This window comes from Mesorhizobium sp. BR115XR7A (assembly GCF_020165315.1).
Taxonomy (GTDB): domain Bacteria; phylum Pseudomonadota; class Alphaproteobacteria; order Rhizobiales; family Rhizobiaceae; genus Mesorhizobium; species Mesorhizobium australicum.
On record NZ_JAIUHW010000013.1, the window covers coordinates 1 to 20,832 of the forward strand.

General features: G+C 62.6%; 22 protein-coding genes and 1 tRNA gene. 16 read left to right on the forward strand and 7 right to left on the reverse strand.

The features are described from left to right. Nucleotides 1-184: 184 nt before the first annotated feature. Together LB557_RS24715 and LB557_RS24720 are read right to left on the reverse strand one after the other, a co-directional pair. Nucleotides 185-394, reverse strand: coding sequence for a GIY-YIG nuclease family protein (locus LB557_RS24715; RefSeq protein ID WP_224641885.1), 210 nt, complete (start codon nt 392-394; stop codon nt 185-187). 88 nt (nt 395-482) lie between these two features. Then, nucleotides 483-573, reverse strand: a tRNA-Ser gene (locus tag LB557_RS24720). Between the two features lie 451 nt (nt 574-1,024). On the opposite strand from LB557_RS24720, the gene LB557_RS24725 reads away from it, so the two are divergent. Together LB557_RS24725 and LB557_RS24730 are read left to right on the forward strand one after the other, a co-directional pair. Further along, the gene (locus LB557_RS24725; RefSeq protein WP_224713117.1) at nt 1,025-2,128 is read left to right on the forward strand and encodes a porin; all 1,104 of its coding nucleotides are present in this window, start codon (nt 1,025-1,027) and stop codon (nt 2,126-2,128) included. Nucleotides 2,129-2,265: 137 nt separating this feature from the next. Beyond that, a complete protein-coding gene (locus LB557_RS24730; protein ID WP_224641883.1) occupies nt 2,266-3,378 on the forward strand; it encodes a pyridoxal phosphate-dependent aminotransferase in 1,113 nt (370 codons plus the stop codon). Here LB557_RS24730 and LB557_RS24735 read toward each other — a convergent pair. Continuing rightward, nucleotides 3,375-3,644 (reverse strand): hypothetical protein, encoded by a 270-nt coding sequence (locus LB557_RS24735; protein ID WP_181171092.1) that lies wholly within the window; start codon nt 3,642-3,644, stop codon nt 3,375-3,377. The two genes, LB557_RS24730 and LB557_RS24735, sit on opposite strands and share 4 nt — an antisense overlap. A gap of 68 nt (nt 3,645-3,712) precedes the next feature. Between LB557_RS24735 and LB557_RS24740 the strand changes: the two genes are divergently transcribed. The 7 genes from LB557_RS24740 to LB557_RS24770 all read left to right on the forward strand — a co-directional run bounded on the left by LB557_RS24740 (nt 3,713) and on the right by LB557_RS24770 (nt 10,517). After that, the gene (locus tag LB557_RS24740) at nt 3,713-3,997 is read left to right on the forward strand and encodes an acylphosphatase (RefSeq protein WP_140788136.1); all 285 of its coding nucleotides are present in this window, start codon (nt 3,713-3,715) and stop codon (nt 3,995-3,997) included. A 66-nt stretch (nt 3,998-4,063) separates the two neighbouring features. Next, nucleotides 4,064-4,714, forward strand: coding sequence for a TetR/AcrR family transcriptional regulator (locus tag LB557_RS24745; protein WP_140726728.1), 651 nt, complete (start codon nt 4,064-4,066; stop codon nt 4,712-4,714). Next, entirely contained in the window at nt 4,683-5,846 is a 1,164-nt protein-coding gene (locus LB557_RS24750; RefSeq protein ID WP_140726725.1) for an isovaleryl-CoA dehydrogenase, read from the forward strand. The genes LB557_RS24745 and LB557_RS24750 overlap by 32 nt, the downstream gene beginning before the upstream one ends. Nucleotide 5,847: 1 nt before the next feature. Further along, nucleotides 5,848-7,455 (forward strand): carboxyl transferase domain-containing protein, encoded by a 1,608-nt coding sequence (locus LB557_RS24755; RefSeq protein ID WP_224641881.1) that lies wholly within the window; start codon nt 5,848-5,850, stop codon nt 7,453-7,455. A gap of 1 nt (nt 7,456) precedes the next feature. Continuing rightward, nucleotides 7,457-7,987, forward strand: a complete 531-nt coding sequence (locus LB557_RS24760; protein ID WP_015318599.1) for an O-acetyl-ADP-ribose deacetylase — start codon at nt 7,457-7,459, stop codon at nt 7,985-7,987. 120 nt (nt 7,988-8,107) lie between these two features. Continuing rightward, nucleotides 8,108-8,482 (forward strand): hypothetical protein, encoded by a 375-nt coding sequence (locus tag LB557_RS24765; protein WP_015318600.1) that lies wholly within the window; start codon nt 8,108-8,110, stop codon nt 8,480-8,482. 49 nt (nt 8,483-8,531) lie between these two features. Next, nucleotides 8,532-10,517: an acetyl/propionyl/methylcrotonyl-CoA carboxylase subunit alpha gene (locus LB557_RS24770; RefSeq protein WP_224713118.1), complete on the forward strand. Its 1,986-nt coding sequence runs from the start codon at nt 8,532-8,534 to the stop codon at nt 10,515-10,517. A 73-nt stretch (nt 10,518-10,590) separates the two neighbouring features. On the opposite strand, the gene LB557_RS24775 is transcribed toward LB557_RS24770, so the two are convergent. Both LB557_RS24775 and LB557_RS24780 read right to left on the reverse strand, forming a co-directional pair. After that, the gene (locus LB557_RS24775; protein ID WP_015318602.1) at nt 10,591-11,712 is read right to left on the reverse strand and encodes a branched-chain amino acid ABC transporter substrate-binding protein; all 1,122 of its coding nucleotides are present in this window, start codon (nt 11,710-11,712) and stop codon (nt 10,591-10,593) included. Nucleotides 11,713-12,139: 427 nt separating this feature from the next. Beyond that, complete coding sequence (locus LB557_RS24780; protein ID WP_010915070.1) at nt 12,140-12,406, reverse strand: sel1 repeat family protein; 267 nt, start codon at nt 12,404-12,406, stop codon at nt 12,140-12,142. A 439-nt stretch (nt 12,407-12,845) separates the two neighbouring features. Here LB557_RS24780 and LB557_RS24785 point away from each other — a divergent pair, with 439 nt between their 5' ends. From LB557_RS24785 to LB557_RS24805, 5 genes are all read left to right on the forward strand, one after another. Beyond that, entirely contained in the window at nt 12,846-13,187 is a 342-nt protein-coding gene (locus tag LB557_RS24785; protein WP_140618524.1) for a DUF2147 domain-containing protein, read from the forward strand. Between the two features lie 208 nt (nt 13,188-13,395). After that, nucleotides 13,396-13,551, forward strand: a complete 156-nt coding sequence (locus LB557_RS24790) for a hypothetical protein (protein WP_181174103.1) — start codon at nt 13,396-13,398, stop codon at nt 13,549-13,551. Nucleotides 13,552-13,591: 40 nt separating this feature from the next. Further along, entirely contained in the window at nt 13,592-13,786 is a 195-nt protein-coding gene (locus LB557_RS24795) for a hypothetical protein (protein ID WP_140788148.1), read from the forward strand. Between the two features lie 117 nt (nt 13,787-13,903). Further along, complete coding sequence (locus tag LB557_RS24800; RefSeq protein ID WP_224641891.1) at nt 13,904-15,364, forward strand: AMP nucleosidase; 1,461 nt, start codon at nt 13,904-13,906, stop codon at nt 15,362-15,364. 146 nt (nt 15,365-15,510) lie between these two features. Further along, the gene (locus LB557_RS24805; RefSeq protein ID WP_224641889.1) at nt 15,511-16,521 is read left to right on the forward strand and encodes an endonuclease/exonuclease/phosphatase family protein; all 1,011 of its coding nucleotides are present in this window, start codon (nt 15,511-15,513) and stop codon (nt 16,519-16,521) included. A gap of 65 nt (nt 16,522-16,586) precedes the next feature. On the opposite strand, the gene LB557_RS24810 is transcribed toward LB557_RS24805, so the two are convergent. Together LB557_RS24810 and LB557_RS24815 are read right to left on the reverse strand one after the other, a co-directional pair. Next, entirely contained in the window at nt 16,587-17,183 is a 597-nt protein-coding gene (locus LB557_RS24810; RefSeq protein WP_224641878.1) for a DUF922 domain-containing Zn-dependent protease, read from the reverse strand. A gap of 138 nt (nt 17,184-17,321) precedes the next feature. Then, the gene (locus tag LB557_RS24815) at nt 17,322-19,001 is read right to left on the reverse strand and encodes an electron transfer flavoprotein-ubiquinone oxidoreductase (RefSeq protein ID WP_140788155.1); all 1,680 of its coding nucleotides are present in this window, start codon (nt 18,999-19,001) and stop codon (nt 17,322-17,324) included. A gap of 220 nt (nt 19,002-19,221) precedes the next feature. Between LB557_RS24815 and LB557_RS24820 the strand changes: the two genes are divergently transcribed. After that, on the forward strand, nt 19,222-19,866 hold the full coding sequence (locus tag LB557_RS24820; RefSeq protein WP_140726705.1) for a hypothetical protein: 645 nt from the start codon (nt 19,222-19,224) through the stop codon (nt 19,864-19,866). 90 nt (nt 19,867-19,956) lie between these two features. Beyond that, on the forward strand, nt 19,957-20,826 hold the full coding sequence (locus tag LB557_RS24825; protein ID WP_224641876.1) for a uracil-DNA glycosylase family protein: 870 nt from the start codon (nt 19,957-19,959) through the stop codon (nt 20,824-20,826). The last annotated feature ends 6 nt before the right edge of the window (nt 20,827-20,832 follow it).

The window sequence follows — 20,832 nt, forward strand, 5'->3', positions numbered from 1 at the left end:
CGCACCGGAAACTGCGATCAGGGCCGCAGCGGAGCCGAGAAGAAGGCTCTTGATGTTCATTTTCTGACCTCCAGTCAGAATCGAACCGAATGACGGCCCTATCAACGCCAGTTTAGGCATCAACTGCCTGAGATAATTAAGTTTTTTCGGAGACCATGTGGATTTCGCGCTGTCGTGCGAATAGTCACCAAAGACGTTTGTTGGCGAAGGCGTGCCCGGAGCCGGATTTCAGATAGCGCTTGAATGAAGCCGCCTTGGCTTGGTCGGAGAAAGCTACATAGGTGACGATCCGCCAGGGCAGAAACTTAGACGTGTGGGTGGATTTTCCGGCATTGTGCTCGGCGATCCGGCGCTTCAGGTCGGATGTGATGCCGACATATCGCTCGCTATCCACAGGCCCTCCTTCGCCGAGGCTTCGGAGAGCGTCCTGCTTCGCTGGAAGGTCTGGGCTTGTCCTGCGAAGCCCGGAGGGCGAAGCAGGATGGCGGAGAGGATGGGATTCGAACCCACGAGAAGCTTTTGACCTCTACTCCCTTAGCAGGGGAGCGCCTTCGACCACTCGGCCACCTCTCCGTTGAGCCGCTGGATAAAGAAAAGCGCCGGCACAATCAACAAGCCCGTGTCATTAATATGGAAAATAACGGCGCGCTGTCGCCGCGGATTTCCGCGATGGGGCGGTTATGCGGCAAATCCCTGGCCGGTGACTCGCGGCCTCGCCACGATTCCGTCGGCCGAATGCCGGATTCGGCCGGAAATAGCCGGCTGCGGCGGGCCTGATGGTTAACGAGAGCTTTCTGAGTGAGGCCAAATCGTGTCATTTGTGCAACAACGCCGGGGGATAGCAGCCGAACAGCCCTTTCATCGGTACGATCGTTGTTGAACGCCGCCGGCTCATGGGTAATGTCGAGTTCGAAGGAGCGGCGCGGTGCGCATCTTTTTCGGTAGTGGGGATGGGGCAGGGAACGCTGTCCTTCAGCAAAGAATACCCAGACCCGTTTTTTAACTTTTGACTGGAGGTCAGAAAATGAACATCAAGAGCCTTCTTCTCGGCTCCGCTGCGGCCCTGATCGCAGTTTCCGGTGCGCGCGCCGCCGACGCCGTCGTCGTCGCCGAGCCGGAGCCCGCTGAATACGTCAAGATTTGCGACGTCTACGGCGCTGGCTACTTCTACATCCCCGGAACCGAAACCTGCCTGCGCATCGGCGGCTATGTCCGTTATGATGCTTCCGCTGGAGATCAGGGTGCTTTCACTGGTCGTCGCGCCACCGATCATGAGGATGGCAGCGAGAACGACACCTGGCACAAGCAGGCCCGCTTCACCCTGAAGACCTGGACTGGCCAGGAAACCGAACTCGGCACGTTGAAGACCTATACCGAGACCCGTTTCAACTACTCCGACGGGAGCCAGAGCTCTTCGCTGAACTTCGCCTGGATTCAACTCGGCGGTCTGCGCGTCGGTGCTGACGAATCGGCCTTCGATACGTTCACCGGCTACGCCGGCAACGTCATCAACGATACGCTGGTTCCCTACGGCGGCTTCGACACAAACGTCGTTCAGTACTACTTCGACGCGGGCAATGGCTTCTCGGCCGTCGTCTCGCTCGAAGAAGGTGCAGGTACGGTTGGAACAATCGACAGCTATGTCCCGCATGTCGTCGGCGGCGTGAAGTACACGCAGGGCTGGGGCGCGATCACCGGCGTCGTTGCCTATGACAGCAACTACGAAGAAGTGGCCGGCAAGGTTCGCTTGGATGTCAACGTTTCCAACGAACTGTCGCTCTGGGTCATGGGCGGCTACGGTTCGGACGACAATCTCAACGATCCGACATACGCAATTCCGGCTGGCGGTCGCGGCTTCTACAAGCAGTGGGGCGGCAACTGGGCAGTTTGGGGTGGCGGCACCTACAAGTTCAACGAGAAGACCTCGTTCAACGCTCAGGTTTCGTATGACGACTGGAAGAACCTCGGCATCGCGGCGAATATCGCCTATGACGTTGTTCCCGGCTTTACGGTCACAGCCGAAGTCGACTATCAGAACGTCGGTAGCGATGATCTGACGCGGGCCTGGGACGGCGCCGAGAAGAAGAGCAATATCGGCGGCATTCTCCGCTTCCAGCGCTCGTTCTAAGACATTTCGGCTATTGAAACCGAAACCCGGCGGGCAACCGCCGGGTTTTTTGTATTTGCACCGATGCTCTATCGCGCAGCTTGCACCGGCCGGTGGCGCACGTTAGCAAGAAGGCCCCTTCGAAGCGAGCTTCCGACATGCCTGTGCGCCCTGCCCTCTCACCCCTCATCGCCGCGCTTCCGTCGACCGTGCCGTTTGTCGGCCCCGAAGCGCAGGAGCGTGAGCGCGGGCGCGCTTTCCGTGCCCGTATCGGCGCCAATGAGAGCAGTTTTGGTCCTTCGCCGCGCGTCATCGCCCGCATGGAGAGTGTCGCGCGCGACCAGTGGATGTATTGCGACCCGGACAATTACGATCTGAAGGTCGCGGCTGCGGCGCATCACCATGTGGCGGTCGAAAATATCGTGGTCGGCGAAGGCATCGACGGTCTGCTCAGCCTGGTGGCGCGCATGTACGTGGCGCCTGGCGATGCCGTGGTCACCTCGCTCGGCGCCTATCCGACCTTCAACTTCCATATTGCCGGTGTCGGCGGCCGGCTGGTGACCGTCCCTTACGAGAATGATCGCGAAAGCCTTGACGGTCTGCTGGATGCGGTCGTCAGGGAGAAGGCGCCGCTGGTCTATCTGTCCAACCCGGACAATCCGATGGGCAGTTGGTGGGAAGCCGACGAGGTCATCCGCTTCATCGAAGCCTTGCCGGAAACCACCATGCTGGTGCTCGACGAGGCCTATGGCGAATTGGGACCAGCCTCGGCCCTGCCGCCGATCGACATCTCGCGGCCGAACGTCATCCGCATGCGAACCTTTTCGAAGGCCTATGGACTTGCCGGCATACGCTGCGGCTATGCGTTGGCCGAGACGCAAGTGATCAGCGACTTCGAGAAGATCCGCAACCACTATGGCGTCAGCCGCATGGCGCAGATCGCCGGCGTCGAGGCGCTCGCCGACCAGGCCTATCTCGAGACGGTGGTGGCCCGGGTCGCAGCCGGACGTCGGCGCATTGCCGATATCGCCGAACAGAACGGGTTGAAGCCGCTCGCCTCGGCGACCAATTTCGTCACCATCGACTGCGGCCATGACGGTGCTTTTGCCCTGAACGTGCTGCAGGGGCTGTTGTCGCGCGACGTCTTCATCCGCAAGCCGATGGCGCCACGGCTCGACCACTGCATCCGCGTCAGCGTCGGTCTCGCCCACGAACTGGACATCTTCGCCGAGGAATTGCCTGGCGCCTTGGCAGCGGCGCGCGGAAACTAGGGCACTTCGCGGCGCTCGGGAGCCATCGCGGCGCCGAGCAGATGTCCGGCACGCGCCAGCACATCCGACAATTCCGCGGCTTCCCTGTCATTCAAGCCCGCGGTCAGGCGGGCCAGATCACGATCCGTGGCCGCATGAAGTGCCGCAAGCGCGGCCTGGCCGCGCGCGGTGAGCGAAAGAACGCGCGGCCGGAGTAGCGCGGGATCGGTACACATCTCGGTCAGGCCGGCGGCAGAAAATTTGGAACGGAGGCCCTCGATTTTCATCGGGGTCACCGTTTCAACCGTTGCCTTCGTTCGATGCTGCGCCAGACTCTATGGAATGGGAGCGAGCCATGAATGAGCGGAAAAGGGCAGTGCAGGCGCACATATACGGCACGGTCCAAGGGGTCGGCTACAGGGCGTGGACGCGCGATGAAGCGACAAGGCTCGGGCTGTTGGGCTGGGTGCGCAACGAAAGAGACCGCTCGGTGACGGCATGGCTTACCGGCGCCGACGCGGCGATTGCGGCCATGATTGAACGGCTTCGGCAAGGCCCGCCTGGCGCGGCTGTCTCTCGCATCGATGTGGAAGAGCTGGAAACCTGGGCCACGCCTGGAGATTTCAGGATCATCGGATAGACGGATTTCCGCCTGCTTGAATTAATTGAACGTTTGTTTTATTATTCTGCCGTCAACGAGGCGACGATGGCGCGCACCACAGGATCACACGGCGAGCGAACCGAAGCGGCAGTCCGTGAAGCGGCGGCCACCCTGATTGCGCGTTACGGTTATGAAGCAATGTCGATGCGCCAGCTGGCCGCCGAGGTCGGCGTGCAGGCGGCCGCGCTCTATCGCTATTTTCCGACCAAGGAAGACCTGCTGTTCACGCTGATGCGCGACCATATGCAAGCGCTTCGCGAGGCCTGGGAGCGTTCCAGGCCGGCCGACGCGGATCCGGTGCGGCAGCTTGCCGCCTTTGTGCGCAACCACATCGCCTTTCATATCGGGCGCCGCCACGCCACGCATGTGTCGAACATGGAATTGCGCAGCCTGTCGCCCGACAGGCTGACACAGATCCTGCGCATGCGCACGGCCTACGAAAAGGAACTGCGTTCGATCCTGCGCGATGGCGCCGAGGCGGGTATTTTCCGCATCGAGGACACCGGCCTGACGGCCATGGCTCTGATCCAGATGATGACCGGCGTCATCGTCTGGTTCCGGCCGGGCGAGCGATTGTCGATCGCCGAGGTCACGCAGACATACCTTTCGATGACAATGCGCCTGGTCGGCGTGAACATCGGCGTTGGTACCGGGGAGGAACGGCATGTACACGAACACGCTCAGCTTCGGGCATGATGAGGACATCGAGGCGTTACGCGACCTGGTGCGCCGCTTCGCCCAGGACAGAATCGCGCCAATAGCCGCTGACATCGATCGCGAGAACGAATTCCCGGCGCATCTATGGGGAGAACTCGGCACTCTTGGCCTGCTCGGCATAACCGCCGATCCCGATTTCGGCGGCAGCGGCATGGGCTATCTCGCCCACGTGATCGCGGTCGAGGAGATTTCGCGGGCCTCGGCATCGGTCGGCCTTTCCTACGGCGCCCACTCCAATCTCTGCGTCAACCAGATCAACCGCTGGGCAACGCCGGCACAGAAGGAAAAATACCTGCCGCCGCTATGTTCGGGCGAGCACGTCGGCGCGCTTGCCATGTCGGAGCCCGGCGCCGGCTCCGACGTGGTGTCGCTCAAGTTGCGCGCCGAAAAGCGCAATGACCGCTATGTGCTCAACGGCACCAAGATGTGGATCACCAACGGCCCGGATGCCGAAACGCTGGTCGTCTACGCCAAAACCGACCCGGACCGGAAATCGCGCGGCATTACCGCCTTCATCGTCGAAAAGGCGATGCCGGGGTTTTCGGTGGCGCAGAAACTCGACAAGCTCGGCATGCGGGGGTCCAACACCGGCGAACTGGTCTTTTCGGACGTCGAGGTGCCGTTCGACAATGTGCTGCACGAGGAAGGACGCGGCGTCGAGGTGCTGATGTCCGGCCTCGACTATGAGCGCACCGTGCTTGCCGGCGGCCCGATCGGCCTGATGGCGGCCTGCCTCGACGTAGCGATCCCCTATGTTCACGAGCGCAAGCAGTTCGGCCAGCCGATCGGGGAATTCCAGCTGGTGCAAGGCAAGCTTGCCGACATGTATACGGCGATGAACGCCGCGCGTGCCTACGTGTACGCCGTCGCCGCCGCCTGCGACCGCGGCCAGACCAGCCGCAAGGATGCAGCCGGATGCGTGCTGTTCGCCGCCGAGAAAGCGACGCAGATGGCACTCGACGCGATCCAGCTGCTTGGCGGCAACGGCTATATCAACGACTATCCGACCGGCCGGCTTTTGCGCGACGCGAAGCTCTACGAGATCGGCGCCGGCACCAGCGAGATCCGTCGCTGGCTGATCGGCCGCGAGATCATGGCGGAGGGGGTGTAGCATGGCTATCCTCCAAACCCAGATCTCGCCCTCCTCCGAAACCTTCCGTGCCAATGCCGAGCGCATGCGCGCGCTGGTTGCCGACATCGCTGAAAAGGCCAGGACAGTCGAGCGCGGCGGCTCGGATGAGGCCCGCGATCGCCATGTCGGTCGTGGCAAGCTGCTGCCGCGCGAACGCCTGGCGCAATTGCTGGACACCGGTTCGCCCTTCCTCGAGATCGGCCAGTTCGCGGCATGGTCCATGTATGGCGAGGAGATTGCGTCGGCCGGCCTGATCGCCGGCATCGGCCGCGTCGAGAGCACCGAGGTGATGGTCGTTGTCAACGACGCCACGGTGAAGGGCGGCACCTACTATCCGCTGACGGTGAAGAAGCATCTGCGCGCGCAGGAGATCGCGCTGCAGAACAATTTGCCATGCGTCTATCTGGTCGACAGCGGCGGCGCCAACCTGCCCAACCAGGACGAGGTCTTTCCCGACCGCGAGCATTTCGGCCGCATCTTCTACAACCAGGCCAACATGTCGGCGGCCGGCATTCCGCAGATCGCCTGCGTCATGGGCTCCTGCACCGCTGGCGGCGCCTATGTGCCGGCGATGTCGGACGAGACGATCATGGTGCGCAACCAGGCGACCATCTTCCTCGGCGGACCGCCGCTGGTGAAGGCGGCCACCGGCGAAGACGTCAGCGCCGAGGAATTGGGCGGCGCGGATGTACACACCAGGCTTTCCGGCGTCGCCGATCACTATGCGCTGGACGACGAACACGCGCTCGCCATTTGCCGGCGCATCATCAAGAACCTGAATCGGAACAAGGCTGTAAGCCTGAGCTTACAGAAAGCTCATCAGCCGCTTCATCCCGCGGATGAGCTCTATGGCATCGTCCCGACCGACCTGCGCCAGCCCTATGACGTGCGCGAGGTGATCGCGCGCATCGTCGACGGCTCCGAATTCGATGAGTTCAAGCAGAACTACGGCACCACGCTGATCACCGGTTTCGCCCACCTCCATGGCATGCCGGTCGGCGTCATCGCCAACAATGGCGTGCTGTTTTCCGAAAGCGCGCTGAAGGGCGCGCACTTCATCGAGTTGTGCTGTCAGCGCAAGATTCCGCTGGTTTTCCTTCAGAATATCACCGGCTTTATGGTCGGCCGCAAATACGAGGCGGGCGGCATCGCCAAGGACGGCGCCAAGCTGGTGATGGCGGTGGCGACCGCCAGGGTGCCGAAGGTGACCGTCATCATCGGCGGTTCGTTCGGCGCCGGCAACTACGGCATGTGCGGCCGCGCCTACTCACCGCGCTTCCTGTGGATGTGGCCGAACGCGCGCATCTCGGTAATGGGCGGCGAACAGGCGGCAACCGTGCTCGCCATGGTCAAGCGCGAAGGCATCGAGCGAAAGGGCGGCGAGTGGAGCGCCGAGGAGGAAGCGAAATTCAAGAAGCCGATCCTGATGAAATACGAGCATGAGGGCCATCCGCTCTACTCGTCCGCCCGCCTCTGGGACGACGGCATCATCGATCCGGCGAAGACACGCGAGGTGCTGGCGCTCAGCCTTTCCGCGTCGCTCAACGCCGAGATCGAGGAGACACGCTTCGGCGTGTTCAGGATGTGAGATGAGCAAGGCCCAAGACAGGATCCGCATCCACACCGGCGACATCACGAAGCTGGATGTCGACGCCATCGTCAATGCTGCCAACACCTCGCTTCTCGGCGGCGGTGGAGTCGATGGCGCCATCCACCGCGCGGCGGGTCGTGAGCTCGAATTCGAGTGCCGGATGCTCAATGGCTGCAAGGTCGGCGATGCCAAGATAACCAGCGGTTACAAGCTGCCGGCTCGACATGTCATCCATACTGTCGGGCCGGTCTGGCAGGGCGGCGGTAAGGGCGAAGCCGAGCTGCTGGCGTCCTGTTACCGGCGTTCGCTTGACATAGCCGTCGCCAATGATTGCCGCTCAGTGGCGTTCCCAGCCATCTCGACCGGTGTATACCGCTATCCGAAAGATGACGCGACCGAAATCGCCGTCTATGAGGTCAATGACTTCATCAAGCACAACGCGCTTCCCGAAATCGTTGTTTTCTGCTGCTTCGACGAAGCGATGGCGGAACTATACCGACAACATCTTGCAACATTGGGTGGAGATTGAATTTTATAGGCCAGGCCTTTCGTTCGCTCACGAAATCGCGAGCTCATCCCGCAGCTCTGGCGGCGCCGGAGAATATTCGCTATCGCTCGTCCTGCACTTTGCAATGGGGATGGGGTGAGAATGGAACGGAAATATTCACGGAATGCGTCTACTTTAATACTTTCGGCATTGCTGCTAACCGCCGCGCATGGCGCGGGCGTGGCCGGATCGCTGGCGGGAAGCGAGGGAGACAAGCGTTTCCCGCCCTATTTGCCACGAAATTTGAAAGATCCATGTACCAAGACCTACAAGGCCTATGTGGCGGCCGGCGGCCATTCGGCCTACGCCACCACGCCTTATGCCCGGATCATGTCATCATACATAATCTGCGGCGGGCATCTGAACGCGCCGTCACAAAAGGCAGCGGAAGAACTGGCTATGAAATCCTGTCTGGCCACGCGCGCGCACTACAAGGTAACCACCGGCGGCGCCTGCGAGATCGCCGCTTCGAAATAGGCCGGTGCCTACCAAAATGGCGCCGCCCGATACTGACCCGGGAGGCTCCATGTTCAGCAAAATCCTGATCGCCAATCGGGGCGAGATCGCTTGCCGCGTCATCCGCACGGCTCGCAAGCTGGGCGTGCACACTGTCGCCGTCTATTCGGATGCCGACGCGAGATCCCTGCATGTCGAGATGGCCGACGAGGCGGTCCATATCGGTCCTTCGCCCGTCGGCGAGAGCTATCTGCGCGGTGACAGGATTGTCGCCGCGGCCCTGGCCACGGGTGCGCAGGCCATCCATCCCGGTTACGGCTTCCTGTCGGAAAACCCCGATTTCGTCGACCAGGTGGTAGCCGCCGGCCTCGTTTTCATCGGCCCGTCGGCGACCTCGATCCGCGCCATGGGGCTGAAGGACGCCGCCAAGCGGCTGATGGAAAAAGCCGGCGTTCCGGTCGTTCCGGGCTATCATGGCGAGGCGCAGGAAATCGTGCTGCTTGCGTCAAAGGCCCGCGAGATCGGCTATCCCGTGCTGATCAAGGCGCGCGCTGGCGGCGGCGGCAAGGGCATGCGCCGCGTCGAGCATCCCGATGACTTTTCCGAGGCACTCTCCAGCGCCCGGCGCGAAGCAAAGGCCGCTTTCGGCGACGACCGCGTGCTGGTCGAGAAATATGTCGACAAGCCGCGCCATATCGAAGTGCAGGTGTTCGGCGATAATTTCGGCAATGCGGTGCATCTCTACGAGCGCGACTGTTCGGCGCAACGCCGCCACCAGAAGGTAATCGAGGAGGCCCCCGCCCCCGGCATGACGCCGGCTTTGCGCAAGGCAATGAGCGAGGCGGCGGTAAAAGCCGCCAGAGCAATCAACTATTCCGGCGCCGGCACCATCGAATTCATCGTCGACGCCTCGCAAGGCCTCGAGGCCGATCGCTTCTGGTTCATGGAAATGAACACCCGGCTGCAGGTCGAGCATCCGGTCACCGAGATGGTCACCGGCACCGATCTCGTCGAGTGGCAGTTACGGGTCGCCGGCGGCGAAAAACTGCCGAAGACGCAGAGCGAGATCACGCTTTGTGGCCATGCTTTCGAGGCGCGCATCTATGCCGAGGATGCGGCCAAGGGGTTTCTGCCGGCCACAGGCACGCTGCACCACCTGAAGTTTCCCGACGCGGCGCCCGACGGGGCAACAATGCGCATCGAGACCGGCGTGCGGGCTGGCGATGCCATCTCGCCCTACTACGACCCGATGATCGCGAAGCTGGTCGTCCATGCCGGAGACAGACGGCAGGCGCTGGAAGCGCTCCGCACCGCGCTCGCGCAAACCGAGATTGCCGGCTCCACCGTCAACACCGCTTTTCTTGCCGCTCTTGCCGCCGATCCGGATTTTGCGGCTGAAGACATCGATACCGGCCTGATTGGCAGACACCAGGAGGCGTTGACGGCGGTCGCACCGCCGACCGGCGAGATCATCTCGGCTGCCGCCATGGCGGCCTCGGGTGCCGGAGCATTGCCGCCGTCGAACGACCCATGGTCGGCACTCGCCGGCTATGCGCATTTCCACGGCGTGGCGCGGCGCATGCGGCTGACGTTCGGCGACGAAGCCATTCAGGCAAAGATTTCAGTGCGATCGGACGGGCGCTTCCAGGTGGCGCTCGATGCGCCTTATGACAGCACCAGTTCGCATGATATTCGCGCCGTTCCCCGCCTCGCCCGCTGGCCTGGCCACATCACGGTGTTCGAAGGCGCCGTCGGCTATACTTTCGCGGTGCCGGACCCCTTGGCCAGGAGCGATGAAGCGGCCGCCGCCACCGGCAGCCTGCGCGCGCCGATGCCGGGCCTGGTCAAGCTTGTGCGCGTGGCGAAAGGCGACGCTGTGATCAAAGGGCAACCTCTGCTGATCCTCGAGGCGATGAAGATGGAGCACACCATCGCCGCCCCGCATGACGGGGTGATCGCCGAGATCGCCGGGGAAGGCGCACAGGTCACCGACGGCGCGGTGCTGGTGCGGTTCGCCGAGGACCAGAACGCATGCACCGCGGCCGCCGGCGGATAGAAGGAGCGACCGCAAACTGAAATGGCCGGGACGAACCCGGCCATTCCCTTGGATTACCCGAGTGCCAGGGCGATTACTGCGCGATCGGCGCGTACTTGCCGTCATGCCACTGGTTGATGTCGTAGCTGGCATTCTTGAGGTCGCCCTTCTCGTCGAAGGTGACGTCGCCGACAACGGTGCTGATCGCCGTGCCATTCTTCAGCGCCTCGGCAACCTTGGCCGGATCGTCGCTGCCGGCACGCTTGATGCCTTCGGCGAATGCCTGGACCACGGCATAGGAGAACAGCGTGAAGCCTTCCGGCACGAAGCCGCCGGCCTTGATCTTCTCGACGGCTGCCTTGGCTTCCGGCTTTGCCTGCGGATCCGATGGGAACACGAACATCGTGCCCTCGCCGGCCGGGCCGGCAACCTGCCAGAATTCCGGCGAAGCGATCGAGTCCGGCATGATCAGCTGGAACTTGAAATTCTGTTCCGCCGACTGACGCAGGATCAGGCCAGCTTCAGGATGATAACCGCCGAAATAGACGACATCAGCCTTGAGATCCTTCAGCTTGGTGACAAGCGCCGAATAGTCCTTCTCGCCGGGGTTGATGGCGTCATAATAGACCTCCTTGAGGCCACCGGCATTCATGGTCGCCTTGACGGCATCAGCCACGCCCTGGCCGTAAGCGCTCTTGTCGTGCAGGATGACGACGTTCTTGCCGGCGTATTTCTTGGCGATCCACGGGCCGATGAAGGCGCCCTGCGCGTCGTCACGCGTGTAGAGACGCATGATTGTCGACCAGCCGGCCTTGGCGGCCGCATCGGTCAGCACCGGGTTCGAGGAAGCCGGGCTCATCATCAGGGCGCCGGCTTCGGCATAGACCGCCGAGGCCGGAATGCTGGAACCCGAGCAGGCATGCCCGTCGATGAACTTGACGCTGTTGGCGACGATGCGATTGGCGACCGACACCGCCTGCTTGGGATCGCACTGGTCGTCTTCGATGTCGAGCTTGATCTGGGAGCCGTTGACGCCGCCAGCCGCGTTGATGGCATCGGCGGCGGCCTGTGCGCCTTGCTTGAACTGATCGCCGATGGTGGCGAGCTGTCCGGTCATCGGGCCGACCACCGAGATGGTGATGTCATCGGCGAACGCGACCGGCGCGCTCATCATCAGGCCGAAAATGGCCGCGCTCAAAACACTCATTTTTTTCATGACAATAGAACTCCTCCACTCACGCGCGGCCGCCCGGCCGCGCTTCTTCCAGAGAGGCGGGACAATTTCATCCTTCATCGGACCTGTCTAGGCGCATTGGCGCCACTCGATTAGGCCTGCGCGGCCTCATCCACGCAAAAAGCCACGCCAGCCTTGTTCCGGCCGGTCGTGGCTTTTTTTGCCGGTCAGGCTGTTTCCCCGGCGCCCCCGCGCTGTGAACCCAACCCACCTTCCCTGTCTTCATGTTGGCCATGATCCTTCCGAAAACCGGAGTCTTCGGGATCATGGTCCGTTGCGCGGCTTGGACCTGTCGGCGTGCCGCATTCTCGTTGTCGATGGCCGTGGCCTGGCTGTCTGCGCAGCCTTTTCCCTGTTGGCCCGACCGTCTTTCTGCGGTCTTGGCCGGAGCGTCCCCGTCTGGCGGAACTCAGTGCATGGTCATCCATTCGCGGGCTTCGCGCAGCGCCTTGGCGATCTCGACCTTCGACATGGCCGCCGAGAGTTCCGAGCGCAACTCGGCGGCGCGGGCCGATCCCTTGATGGCGGCGATGTTGAACCATTTGTGGGCGGCAACGACGTCGGTTTCGCAATCGCGGCCGGTCGCATACATCATGCCCAGTTCGAAAAGAATGTCGGCCTGGGCAGTTGCCCCCATGGCGCCGAAGCCTGCTTCAAGCATTTCAAAACGTGCCATTTTTAGTCCCCTGTCTGGCTCCCGAGAGCTGCCTCCGTTCGTCTTGTCCGGGCCGCTCTTTCGATGCTTTCGAGAATGCCGCGCAGGCTTGAATCCGTCGTTAAATGGCGTGCTTAATTTGAGGAAAACAAAGCTAAAACAAGAGGTAAACGCGAAAATTCGTTAAGGATACGAAGTCAGCAATTCAGCCGGTTTTCGCCAAATTTGACGAAAATTTTCGAGCGCGCGGTCAACACTCTGCTAACCCTAGAAAACAAACACGAGGCGCCGGTCGTTTTCATTTCCGGGCCGACAGGGCGGATTCAGGCGCTTTCGAAATGCCAAAGCCTTCCGTTGCGGCACCGCTTTCGTTTTGACGGAAGCTGGATTAGCTTACGTTTGCGTAAGCGGCAGACCGGCGAGGCGGAGCATCCGGCCGGCTATCCAAAGGGAGGAAGACATGTCTCGAAAAGTGAGCCTGGCCCTGGCGGCCACTTTGATCCTGAGCGGCGCGGCGTGGGCCGATCCGATCGAGGGCAACTGGAAAACGCAAGCCGGCGACACCGCTGCCATTTCAGGCAGCAGCTCGTTCTCCATCACGCTCAAATCAGGCAAATATGCCGGCAAGACCATCGGCTCGCTCAAGGCGGCCGGCGACAACAAATACACCGGCAACATCACCGATCCGGCAAATGACAAGACCTATTCGGGCAAGGCAACCTTGTCGGGCGCCTCGCTCAAGATGAGCGGTTGCGTGCTCGGCGGACTGATCTGCAAGAGCCAGACCTGGCATAAACTCTAAGCGACCATTTCCGTGTGATCTCTAAACGGGGCCTGGCGGGCCCCGTTTCCGTTCTGTCGATGAGCAGGCAGCGCTCGGTCGGCATTCTGGTTGCCGCAACCCAGTCAACATCCCTTCAATCAATTTGAACGGCAGATGAACGCCGGCATCAGAGCCGGTTCAGAGGCGTAAGGGCATTGTCATGCGTGTTGAAGGAGACACGGACCCAATGCTTGCTCGCCGCTTCACCATCGTCTGCCTGCTGATGAGCCTGTTTGGAATGTTCTTCGCCATCCTCGTCGCCGAAGCGGGCCGTTCCCCGCGCTCCTGGGACGACGCCACTAGAATGTGCCACCTCGCCTGCCCGACCGATTTTCGTCACTGAAACAGAGAACCCGGACCTCGAAAAGAAAAGCCCAGAGATCATGAACCGCATCGCCGCCAACCTCTCCAAGACCCTCCGGCTCCTGCCGCGGGCGGCGCTCATCCTGATGCTGCTGGCCGCTCCGGTCCTGGCGGTGCCGATGATGCGTGCCGATAGCGGCTCGACGATCGAGGCGCCGGCGCTCAGAAAGTCAGGCGTCGGGTTCGTACTGCTGGTCAGCCTGCAGCGGGGTTGAAGAAAAAAGGTCGCTTTGAGCGCCTTCGGCGGCGAGCCCCCTCCCAACCGCCCGTCCAAGTCTCTATATTGAGCCATGGAAAAGCGAATCTATCCCCAAGCCATCGAATCTGTCGTCATGCCCGAGCCCTTTGGCCGGCAAAGCTTCGATAACGCCGAAAAGGCCGTTGCCGCGCTGCAGGTGCTCTACGACCGCAATACCAAGTTTCTGCGCGATTCCTTCGCGGCCCTAGCCGCCGGCGGCGACAGCAGCAAGCGCTACCGGGCCTTCTACCCCGAGATCGGCGTCACCACGAGTTCGTTCACCCAGGTCGATTCGCGCCAGGCCTATGGCCACATGCCAACACCAGGGCATTTCGCCACCACGGTTACCCAGCCGGACCTGTTCGAGACCTACCTCATCGAGCAGCTTCGGCTGATCATGCGCAATCACGGCGTGTCGGTAGCCGTCTCGGAATCGACCACGCCGATTCCGCTGCATTTCGCTTTTCTGGAAGGCACCTATGTCGACGGCGCCGCTGCCGAACGCATCAAGCGGCCGATCCGCGACCTGTTCGACGTGCCGGATCTCGACGGCACCGACGATCAGATCGCCAATGGCACGTTCGAAGTGGCCTTCGGCGAGCCCCGGCCGCTGGCGCCGTTCACGGCGCAGCGCATCGACTATTCGCTGCACCGCATGACGCACTACACCGCAACCAGCCCGCAGCATTTCCAGAACTTCGTGCTGTTCACCAACTATCAATTCTATATCGACGAGTTCGTCGCCCGCGCCCGCGACCTGATGGAAAAGGGCGGTGACGGCTACACGGAATTTGTCGAACCTGGCAACGTTATCACCCGGGCCGGGCAGAGCGCGCCCAGCGAAGGCGTAGCGCCACAGCGCCTGCCGCAGATGCCGGCCTACCATCTGAAGAAGCCGAACCATGGCGGCATCACCATGGTCAATATCGGCGTGGGTCCTTCCAACGCCAAGACCATCACCGACCATGTCGCGGTGCTTCGGCCACATGCCTGGGTGATGCTTGGTCACTGCGCCGGGCTGCGCAACACCCAGGCGCTCGGCGACTATGTGCTCGCGCATGCCTATGTGCGCGAGGACCACGTGCTGGACGACGATCTTCCGGTCTGGGTGCCGATCCCGCCGCTGGCCGAGATCCAGGTCGCGCTGCAGGAAGCCGTCGCCGAGGTCACCGGCCTGTCGGGCTATGATTTGAAGCGCATCATGCGTACCGGCACCGTCGCCACCATCGACAACCGCAACTGGGAACTGCGCGACCAGCGCGGACCGGTTCAGCGCCTGTCGCAGTCGCGCGCCATTGCGCTCGACATGGAATCGGCGACCATCGCCGCCAATGGCTTCCGCTTCCGCGTCCCCTACGGCACGCTGCTGTGCGTTTCCGACAAGCCGCTGCATGGCGAGTTGAAGCTGCCTGGCATGGCAACCGAATTCTACAAGCGGCAGGTGGCGCAGCACCTGACTATCGGCATCAGGGCGATGGAGAAGCTGGCGGAGATGCCGATGGAGCGGCTGCATTCGCGCAAGCTCCGGAGCTTTTCGGAAACGGCATTCCAGTAGGCGACCGCGAAGCCTCGGCGAGGCAATTCGTCGTCTTGCTCAGGCCGCAATTTGGCCAATAAGCAAATCGAACGGACCGACAGGCGGCATTCAGCGGATACAACCTCGCAGACACGACCTCAATGGCAACAGGCGCGCGCTTGAACATGACGGCTGGGCTGGCATTCCTGGCGATGACGGCATTGTCGGCCGCTTTGTTGGCCGGATTTTTCGGCGCACTGCACCCGGCGTTCGATTCCTTCTCGCATTTCCGCATTCATCTCAGCGTGCTGATGGCACTTCTGGCGCTGCCGCTGCTCGCCAGCTCGTTTCGGCTGCAAGCCGCGGCTGGGCTGCTTTTTGCCATTTTCTGCCTGGCCACAACGACGGGTGCGCTGCCCAAATGGTGGCCACAACAGGCGGCCGCCAAGCCGACCGGCCAGATCGTCTACAGCCTGCTGCAGATGAATCTGCGCTTCAACAACCCAACACCTAAGAAAGTGCTCTCACTGATCGGCCGCACCAATCCGGACGTGATCACGCTCGACGAGGTGTCGCAGATGTGGACGACCGAGCTTGGCTACATCGCCAGCGCCTACCCCTACCGAATCCTCTGCCCCTACCCAAACGGCATGTTCGGCGTGGCGCTGCTGTCGCGCCGGCCCTTTGCCGCCGACGCCGCGCCGCGCTGCGAGCCGCGCGGCGCGATGGCCATCGCCACGGTCGACTTCGGCGGCACCGATGTCGATGTCGCCGCTATTCATTTGAGCTGGCCCTGGCCGAAGGAGCAATACTGGCAGATCGGCGAACTGGCGCAGCCACTGGCCGCGCTCGGCGAGACCGCGATCATGGCAGGCGATTGCAACGCCGTGCCGTGGAGTGCCGCGGTGCGGCGGGTCGCGGCTCTCGGCGGGCTGACACTCATGCCTTCCGCCGGCCCGACGTGGATCCACCGGACACTGCCCGACTTCCTGCGCCGCTATGCCGGCCTGTCGATCGACCAGGTGTTCAGCAAAGGCGGCGTGACGATCCTGTCTTCGACGCGGCTGGAAGATACCGGCTCCGACCACCTGCCGGTGCTGGTCGAATTCTCGGTCCGATCCGATGAGAAACGGCCTGAGGATGGGCACGCCACCGCGCTCGCGGCGCACGATTTGCCTGCTGAGCCGCACGGCTGACGCGTCAAAGCGAATGGAGCACCCGCGCCACGGCGAAGCGTTGAGATGGCGAACGGATTGCTCGTTCAAGGTTTCCCGATCAAGGCAGCGATCAGATGTTCGACATGGCCGCCATCGCGATGCTCGCGCCGATCGAAGGCGTTTTGCCTCGCCTCATATTCTGCATAAACGGCCTTGATGCGAAGCCGAGCCTCGCGGCGCGCCTTGTCGCATGACGGGTCGTTGGCGACCCGCAGGCCAGTTATCGACCTTTCTGTCACGCGCATCATCTCCCTGGCGATGCGCCCATGTGTTTCCTCATGGGCGCGAACACCGGCGAAAAACCTGTTCCAACGCCTCTTCAACGTCGGCGCCATGGGCGAGCCGACGCGAGGGAAGGTGTAGAACAGATTGAGCGTGCCGTTGACCCGCCGCAGCCGGCAGACGCCGTTGTCCTGGCCTCCGCCGAGATCCCAGTCGACCGTATAGGCGGTTGTGGCTATGGCATGCGTCATGAAGCCGTGCTTGGGCCCCTTGCTGTCCATCGCGTCGATGAAGGCCGTACCCGAGTTTCCCGTGATGTCGTAAGTCCGCGTCTGAACGATTGCCCTGGTGCCGGCCAAGGCCTCAGGCGCGCACAGTGTCCCGATGACGGCGAGGCATGTCAGAACTGTCCGGCGCATCGGCCTTCTCCTTGTCCCCGGAGAAGGGAACCATAAGCCGGTGATAGTTTCAACGGTTCTGCTACGCTGCATGCTCTCGCAGCCAGAACTCCGCTGCAATTTTGCTGCCGCGCCCTGGACGGCCCGGCGGCGCAGGGGTCACATGCCCTGGTAGACCGGTCCTTCACCGCCTTGCGGGGGCACCCAGTTGATGTTCTGGTTCGGGTCCTTGATGTCGCAGGTCTTGCAGTGGACGCAGTTCTGCGCGTTGATGACGAAGCGCACATCCTTAGCCTGCGGATCGGCGGCGGCGTTGCCGTCCTTGTCGACCCATTCGTAGACGCCGGCCGGGCAATAGCGTGTGGAAGGTCCGGCAAAGACATCATGTTCCGAGCGTTTCTGCAGGTCCATGTCGCCGACCAGCAGATGGACCGGCTCGTTTTCCTCGTGATTGGTGTTGGACAGGAACACCGAGGAGAGGCGGTCGAAGGTCAGCACGCCATCCGGCTTCGGATAGACGATCTTCTTGTGCTTGGCGGCCGGCTCGAGCGTGGCATAGTCGGCCTTGCCGTGCTTCAGCGTGCCGAAGGGCGAGACGCCGAACAGCGTGTTCAGCCACATGTCGAGGCCGCCGAGGCTGACGCCGATGATGGTGCCGAAGCGCGACCACAGCGGCTTGACGTTGCGCACCTTCTTCAGGTCCTTGCCGATGTCGGTCGCCCGCCAGGCATCCTCATAGGCGGAAAGCTCGTCATTGGCACGGCCGGCGCCGATCGCCTCGGCGACATGCTCGGCCGCCAGCATCCCCGACAGCACCGCATTGTGGGAGCCCTTGATGCGCGGCACGTTGACGAAGCCCGCCGCGCATCCCATCAGCGCACCGCCCGGGAACGACAATTTCGGCACCGACTGCCAGCCGCCCTCGGTTATGGCGCGCGCGCCGTAGCCCAGGCGCTTGGCGCCGTCGAACGTGCCCGCGATCGCCGGATGGGTCTTGAAGCGCTGGAATTCCTCGAAAGGCGACAGATAGGGATTCTTGTAATTGAGGTGGAGGACGAAGCCGACCGCCACCTGGTTGTCCTCCAGATGATAGAGGAACGAACCGCCGCCAGTCTTCATGTCCAGCGGCCAGCCGAAGGAATGCTGCACCAGACCCGGCCGATGGTTCTCCGGCTTGACCTGCCAGAGTTCCTTGAGGCCGATGCCGTATTTGCCGGGCTCGCGGCCATCGGAGAGTTTATATCTAGCGATCAACTGCTTGGCCAGCGAACCGCGCGCGCCTTCGCCGATCAGCACATATTTGCCCATCAACGCCATGCCCGGCGCGAAGCCTGGACCATGCGTGCCGTCCTTCTCGACGCCCATGTCTCCGGTGACGACGCCGGTGACGGCACCTTCTTCATTGTAGAGCAGGCCGGCCGCGGCAAAGCCTGGGTAGATCTCGACGCCGAGCGCCTCGGCCTTGCCAGCCAGCCAGCGGCAGACATTGCCGAGCGAGACGATATAGTTGCCGTGGTTGTTCATCAGCGGCGGCATGAAGATGTTGGGCAGGCGGAACGAACCGGCGGGGCCGAGCACCAGGAAATGGTCCGCAGTGACCGGCGTCTTGAAGGGATGACCATCCTCCTCGCGCCAGCCAGGCAGCAACCGGTCGATGCCGATCGGATCGACGACGGCCCCCGACAGGATGTGGGCGCCGACTTCGCCGCCCTTTTCCAGCACGACGACGGAGAGCTCGGGATTGACCTGCTTGAGGCGGATGGCCGCGGCAAGGCCGGCCGGTCCGGCACCGACGATGACCACGTCGAATTCCATGCTTTCGCGTTCGATATCGCTCATCAACCCCTCCGCACTGGCTTGCCGCCGTTGGCGTATCTTGCTGGCTCCTGCGCTGCATAGCGCATCAATTGGCGACAGGAAACCGGCGCATACGTGACAATGCCGATTTGGCCAAAAAGTCGCGCTTTGCGCGGCAGAGAGGCCATTTCCGCGCGGCGCGACCCGCCAGGCTTGCGTTTTCTATTGTTCGACGGCTTGCTTATCGGCCATACTTCCCGCCATGCGCATTCCCGGGCCAGGCGGCTTCTCTTCGACGCGCTTTCCATCAACGCCCGGCCGGGCCTGCCGGGCGCTTATTTTGGCCCTTCTGGCGTCGAGCCCGGGTCATGCCGTCGCGGATGAAGTGAAGGTCTGGGCGACAGGCGCGTACTCGTTCTCCGACGAGCTTGGCGGTTTCCGCATCACCGGAGCCTCCGGCATCGGAACCAAGGACGATCCGCTGATCATCACCGAAGAGCTGAATTCGGCGACACCCGTGACGCTGACCATCCGTACCACAAAGCCGATCCAGGCATTCGGCAGAGCAGGCGAGTTCGCCAATGGCATCATGTATATGCGCATCGACGCGCTCAACAACAGCGGCCAGGCCTGGATCGAGTTCCAGTTCGAGCTTCAGGAAATACTGGACCAGCCAAGCGTGTTCGGAGACGGGCTTTCGTTCGACCAGCGCAACAAGACGCCCGACAATATCTGGTCGAGCAATTTCGCCGATTTCGACCGCGATTTCGAGCCCTATGACCGACTGCTGTTCAAAAACGGCAAGGTGGACCCGCTGAAGACCGCCAGCTTCGAATTCCTGATGACCGACTACACGCCGCGCTGGACCTTCTATTTGGTGCAGGATCCACGCATACCCACTGGCTAGACCGCGACCTCACCTTGGCAGGCGGGATTGGCTGCCGCCACCGACCTCGCCGAGGTTGCAAATTGATCCCGCCCGGACGATGGTGCGGCCATGACTGCCGCCTCTCCCAACAATCCGGTCGATTTGGCCGATCTGCTCGCCTTCTATGCCAGCGCGGGTGTTGACGAGGCTTTGGAGGATGCGCCGGTCAATCGGTTCGCGGAGGCCGTGCCGAAGCCGGCGGAGCGCACGCCGGCGGCGGCGCCACGCGAAAGCAAGGCACCGGAGCCGCCCACGGCTCCGCCGCGCCTCGATGGGCGCGCCGTGCCGGATGCTCCGGCCCCGCGCCCGCCCACCTCGGCCGTGCCCGACGAAGCGCAGGCGGCGCTGGCGCGCCAGCTGGCGACCGCGGCAATGTCGCTGGACGAATTACGCCAGCACATGGCCGCTTTCGAGGGCTGCAATCTCAAGGCGACCGCCAAGAACCTGGTATTCGCCGACGGCAACCCGCAAGCGGCTGTCATGCTGGTCGGTGAAGCCCCAGGCCGTGACGAGGACATTGAAGGACTGCCCTTCGTCGGCCGCTCGGGCCGCCTGCTCGACCGGATGCTGGCTGCGATCGGCCTCGACCGTAGCTCGGTCTACATCGCCAACGTCATTCCCTGGCGCCCACCCGGCAACCGCACGCCGACGCCGCACGAGACCGAGATCTGCCGGCCGTTCATCGAGCGTCAGATCGAGCTGGTCAATCCCAAGGTGCTGATCAATCTCGGCGGCCCGTCGGCCAAGACCTTGCTCAACACCTCGGAAGGAATCCTGCGGCTGCGCGGCAACTGGCGCGTCCACACAACGGGTTCCGGCATTGCCATTCCGGCCATGCCGACACTGCACCCGGCCTATCTCTTGCGCACCCCCGCGCACAAGAAGCTCGCATGGCGGGATTTTCTCGAAGTGAAGGCGAAGCTGCGGGAAGTGAGCTAACGATGA

Excerpts from the sequence above, each read along its gene's own strand:
- LB557_RS24725 (WP_224713117.1), top strand. The coding sequence starts at position 1,025 with ATGAACATCAAGAGCCTTCTTCTCGGCTCCGCTGCGGCCCTGATCGCA.
- LB557_RS24730 (WP_224641883.1), top strand. The coding sequence starts at position 2,266 with ATGCCTGTGCGCCCTGCCCTCTCACCCCTCATCGCCGCGCTTCCGTCG.
- LB557_RS24735 (WP_181171092.1), bottom strand. The coding sequence starts at position 3,644 with ATGAAAATCGAGGGCCTCCGTTCCAAATTTTCTGCCGCCGGCCTGACC.
- LB557_RS24740 (WP_140788136.1), top strand. The coding sequence starts at position 3,713 with ATGAATGAGCGGAAAAGGGCAGTGCAGGCGCACATATACGGCACGGTC.
- LB557_RS24745 (WP_140726728.1), top strand. The coding sequence starts at position 4,064 with ATGGCGCGCACCACAGGATCACACGGCGAGCGAACCGAAGCGGCAGTC.
- LB557_RS24750 (WP_140726725.1), top strand. The coding sequence starts at position 4,683 with ATGTACACGAACACGCTCAGCTTCGGGCATGATGAGGACATCGAGGCG.
- LB557_RS24755 (WP_224641881.1), top strand. The coding sequence starts at position 5,848 with ATGGCTATCCTCCAAACCCAGATCTCGCCCTCCTCCGAAACCTTCCGT.
- LB557_RS24760 (WP_015318599.1), top strand. The coding sequence starts at position 7,457 with ATGAGCAAGGCCCAAGACAGGATCCGCATCCACACCGGCGACATCACG.
- LB557_RS24765 (WP_015318600.1), top strand. The coding sequence starts at position 8,108 with ATGGAACGGAAATATTCACGGAATGCGTCTACTTTAATACTTTCGGCA.
- LB557_RS24770 (WP_224713118.1), top strand. The coding sequence starts at position 8,532 with ATGTTCAGCAAAATCCTGATCGCCAATCGGGGCGAGATCGCTTGCCGC.
- LB557_RS24775 (WP_015318602.1), bottom strand. The coding sequence starts at position 11,712 with ATGAAAAAAATGAGTGTTTTGAGCGCGGCCATTTTCGGCCTGATGATG.
- LB557_RS24780 (WP_010915070.1), bottom strand. The coding sequence starts at position 12,406 with ATGGCACGTTTTGAAATGCTTGAAGCAGGCTTCGGCGCCATGGGGGCA.
- LB557_RS24785 (WP_140618524.1), top strand. The coding sequence starts at position 12,846 with ATGTCTCGAAAAGTGAGCCTGGCCCTGGCGGCCACTTTGATCCTGAGC.
- LB557_RS24790 (WP_181174103.1), top strand. The coding sequence starts at position 13,396 with ATGCTTGCTCGCCGCTTCACCATCGTCTGCCTGCTGATGAGCCTGTTT.
- LB557_RS24795 (WP_140788148.1), top strand. The coding sequence starts at position 13,592 with ATGAACCGCATCGCCGCCAACCTCTCCAAGACCCTCCGGCTCCTGCCG.
- LB557_RS24800 (WP_224641891.1), top strand. The coding sequence starts at position 13,904 with ATGCCCGAGCCCTTTGGCCGGCAAAGCTTCGATAACGCCGAAAAGGCC.
- LB557_RS24805 (WP_224641889.1), top strand. The coding sequence starts at position 15,511 with ATGACGGCTGGGCTGGCATTCCTGGCGATGACGGCATTGTCGGCCGCT.
- LB557_RS24810 (WP_224641878.1), bottom strand. The coding sequence starts at position 17,183 with ATGCGCCGGACAGTTCTGACATGCCTCGCCGTCATCGGGACACTGTGC.
- LB557_RS24815 (WP_140788155.1), bottom strand. The coding sequence starts at position 19,001 with ATGAGCGATATCGAACGCGAAAGCATGGAATTCGACGTGGTCATCGTC.
- LB557_RS24820 (WP_140726705.1), top strand. The coding sequence starts at position 19,222 with ATGCGCATTCCCGGGCCAGGCGGCTTCTCTTCGACGCGCTTTCCATCA.
- LB557_RS24825 (WP_224641876.1), top strand. The coding sequence starts at position 19,957 with ATGACTGCCGCCTCTCCCAACAATCCGGTCGATTTGGCCGATCTGCTC.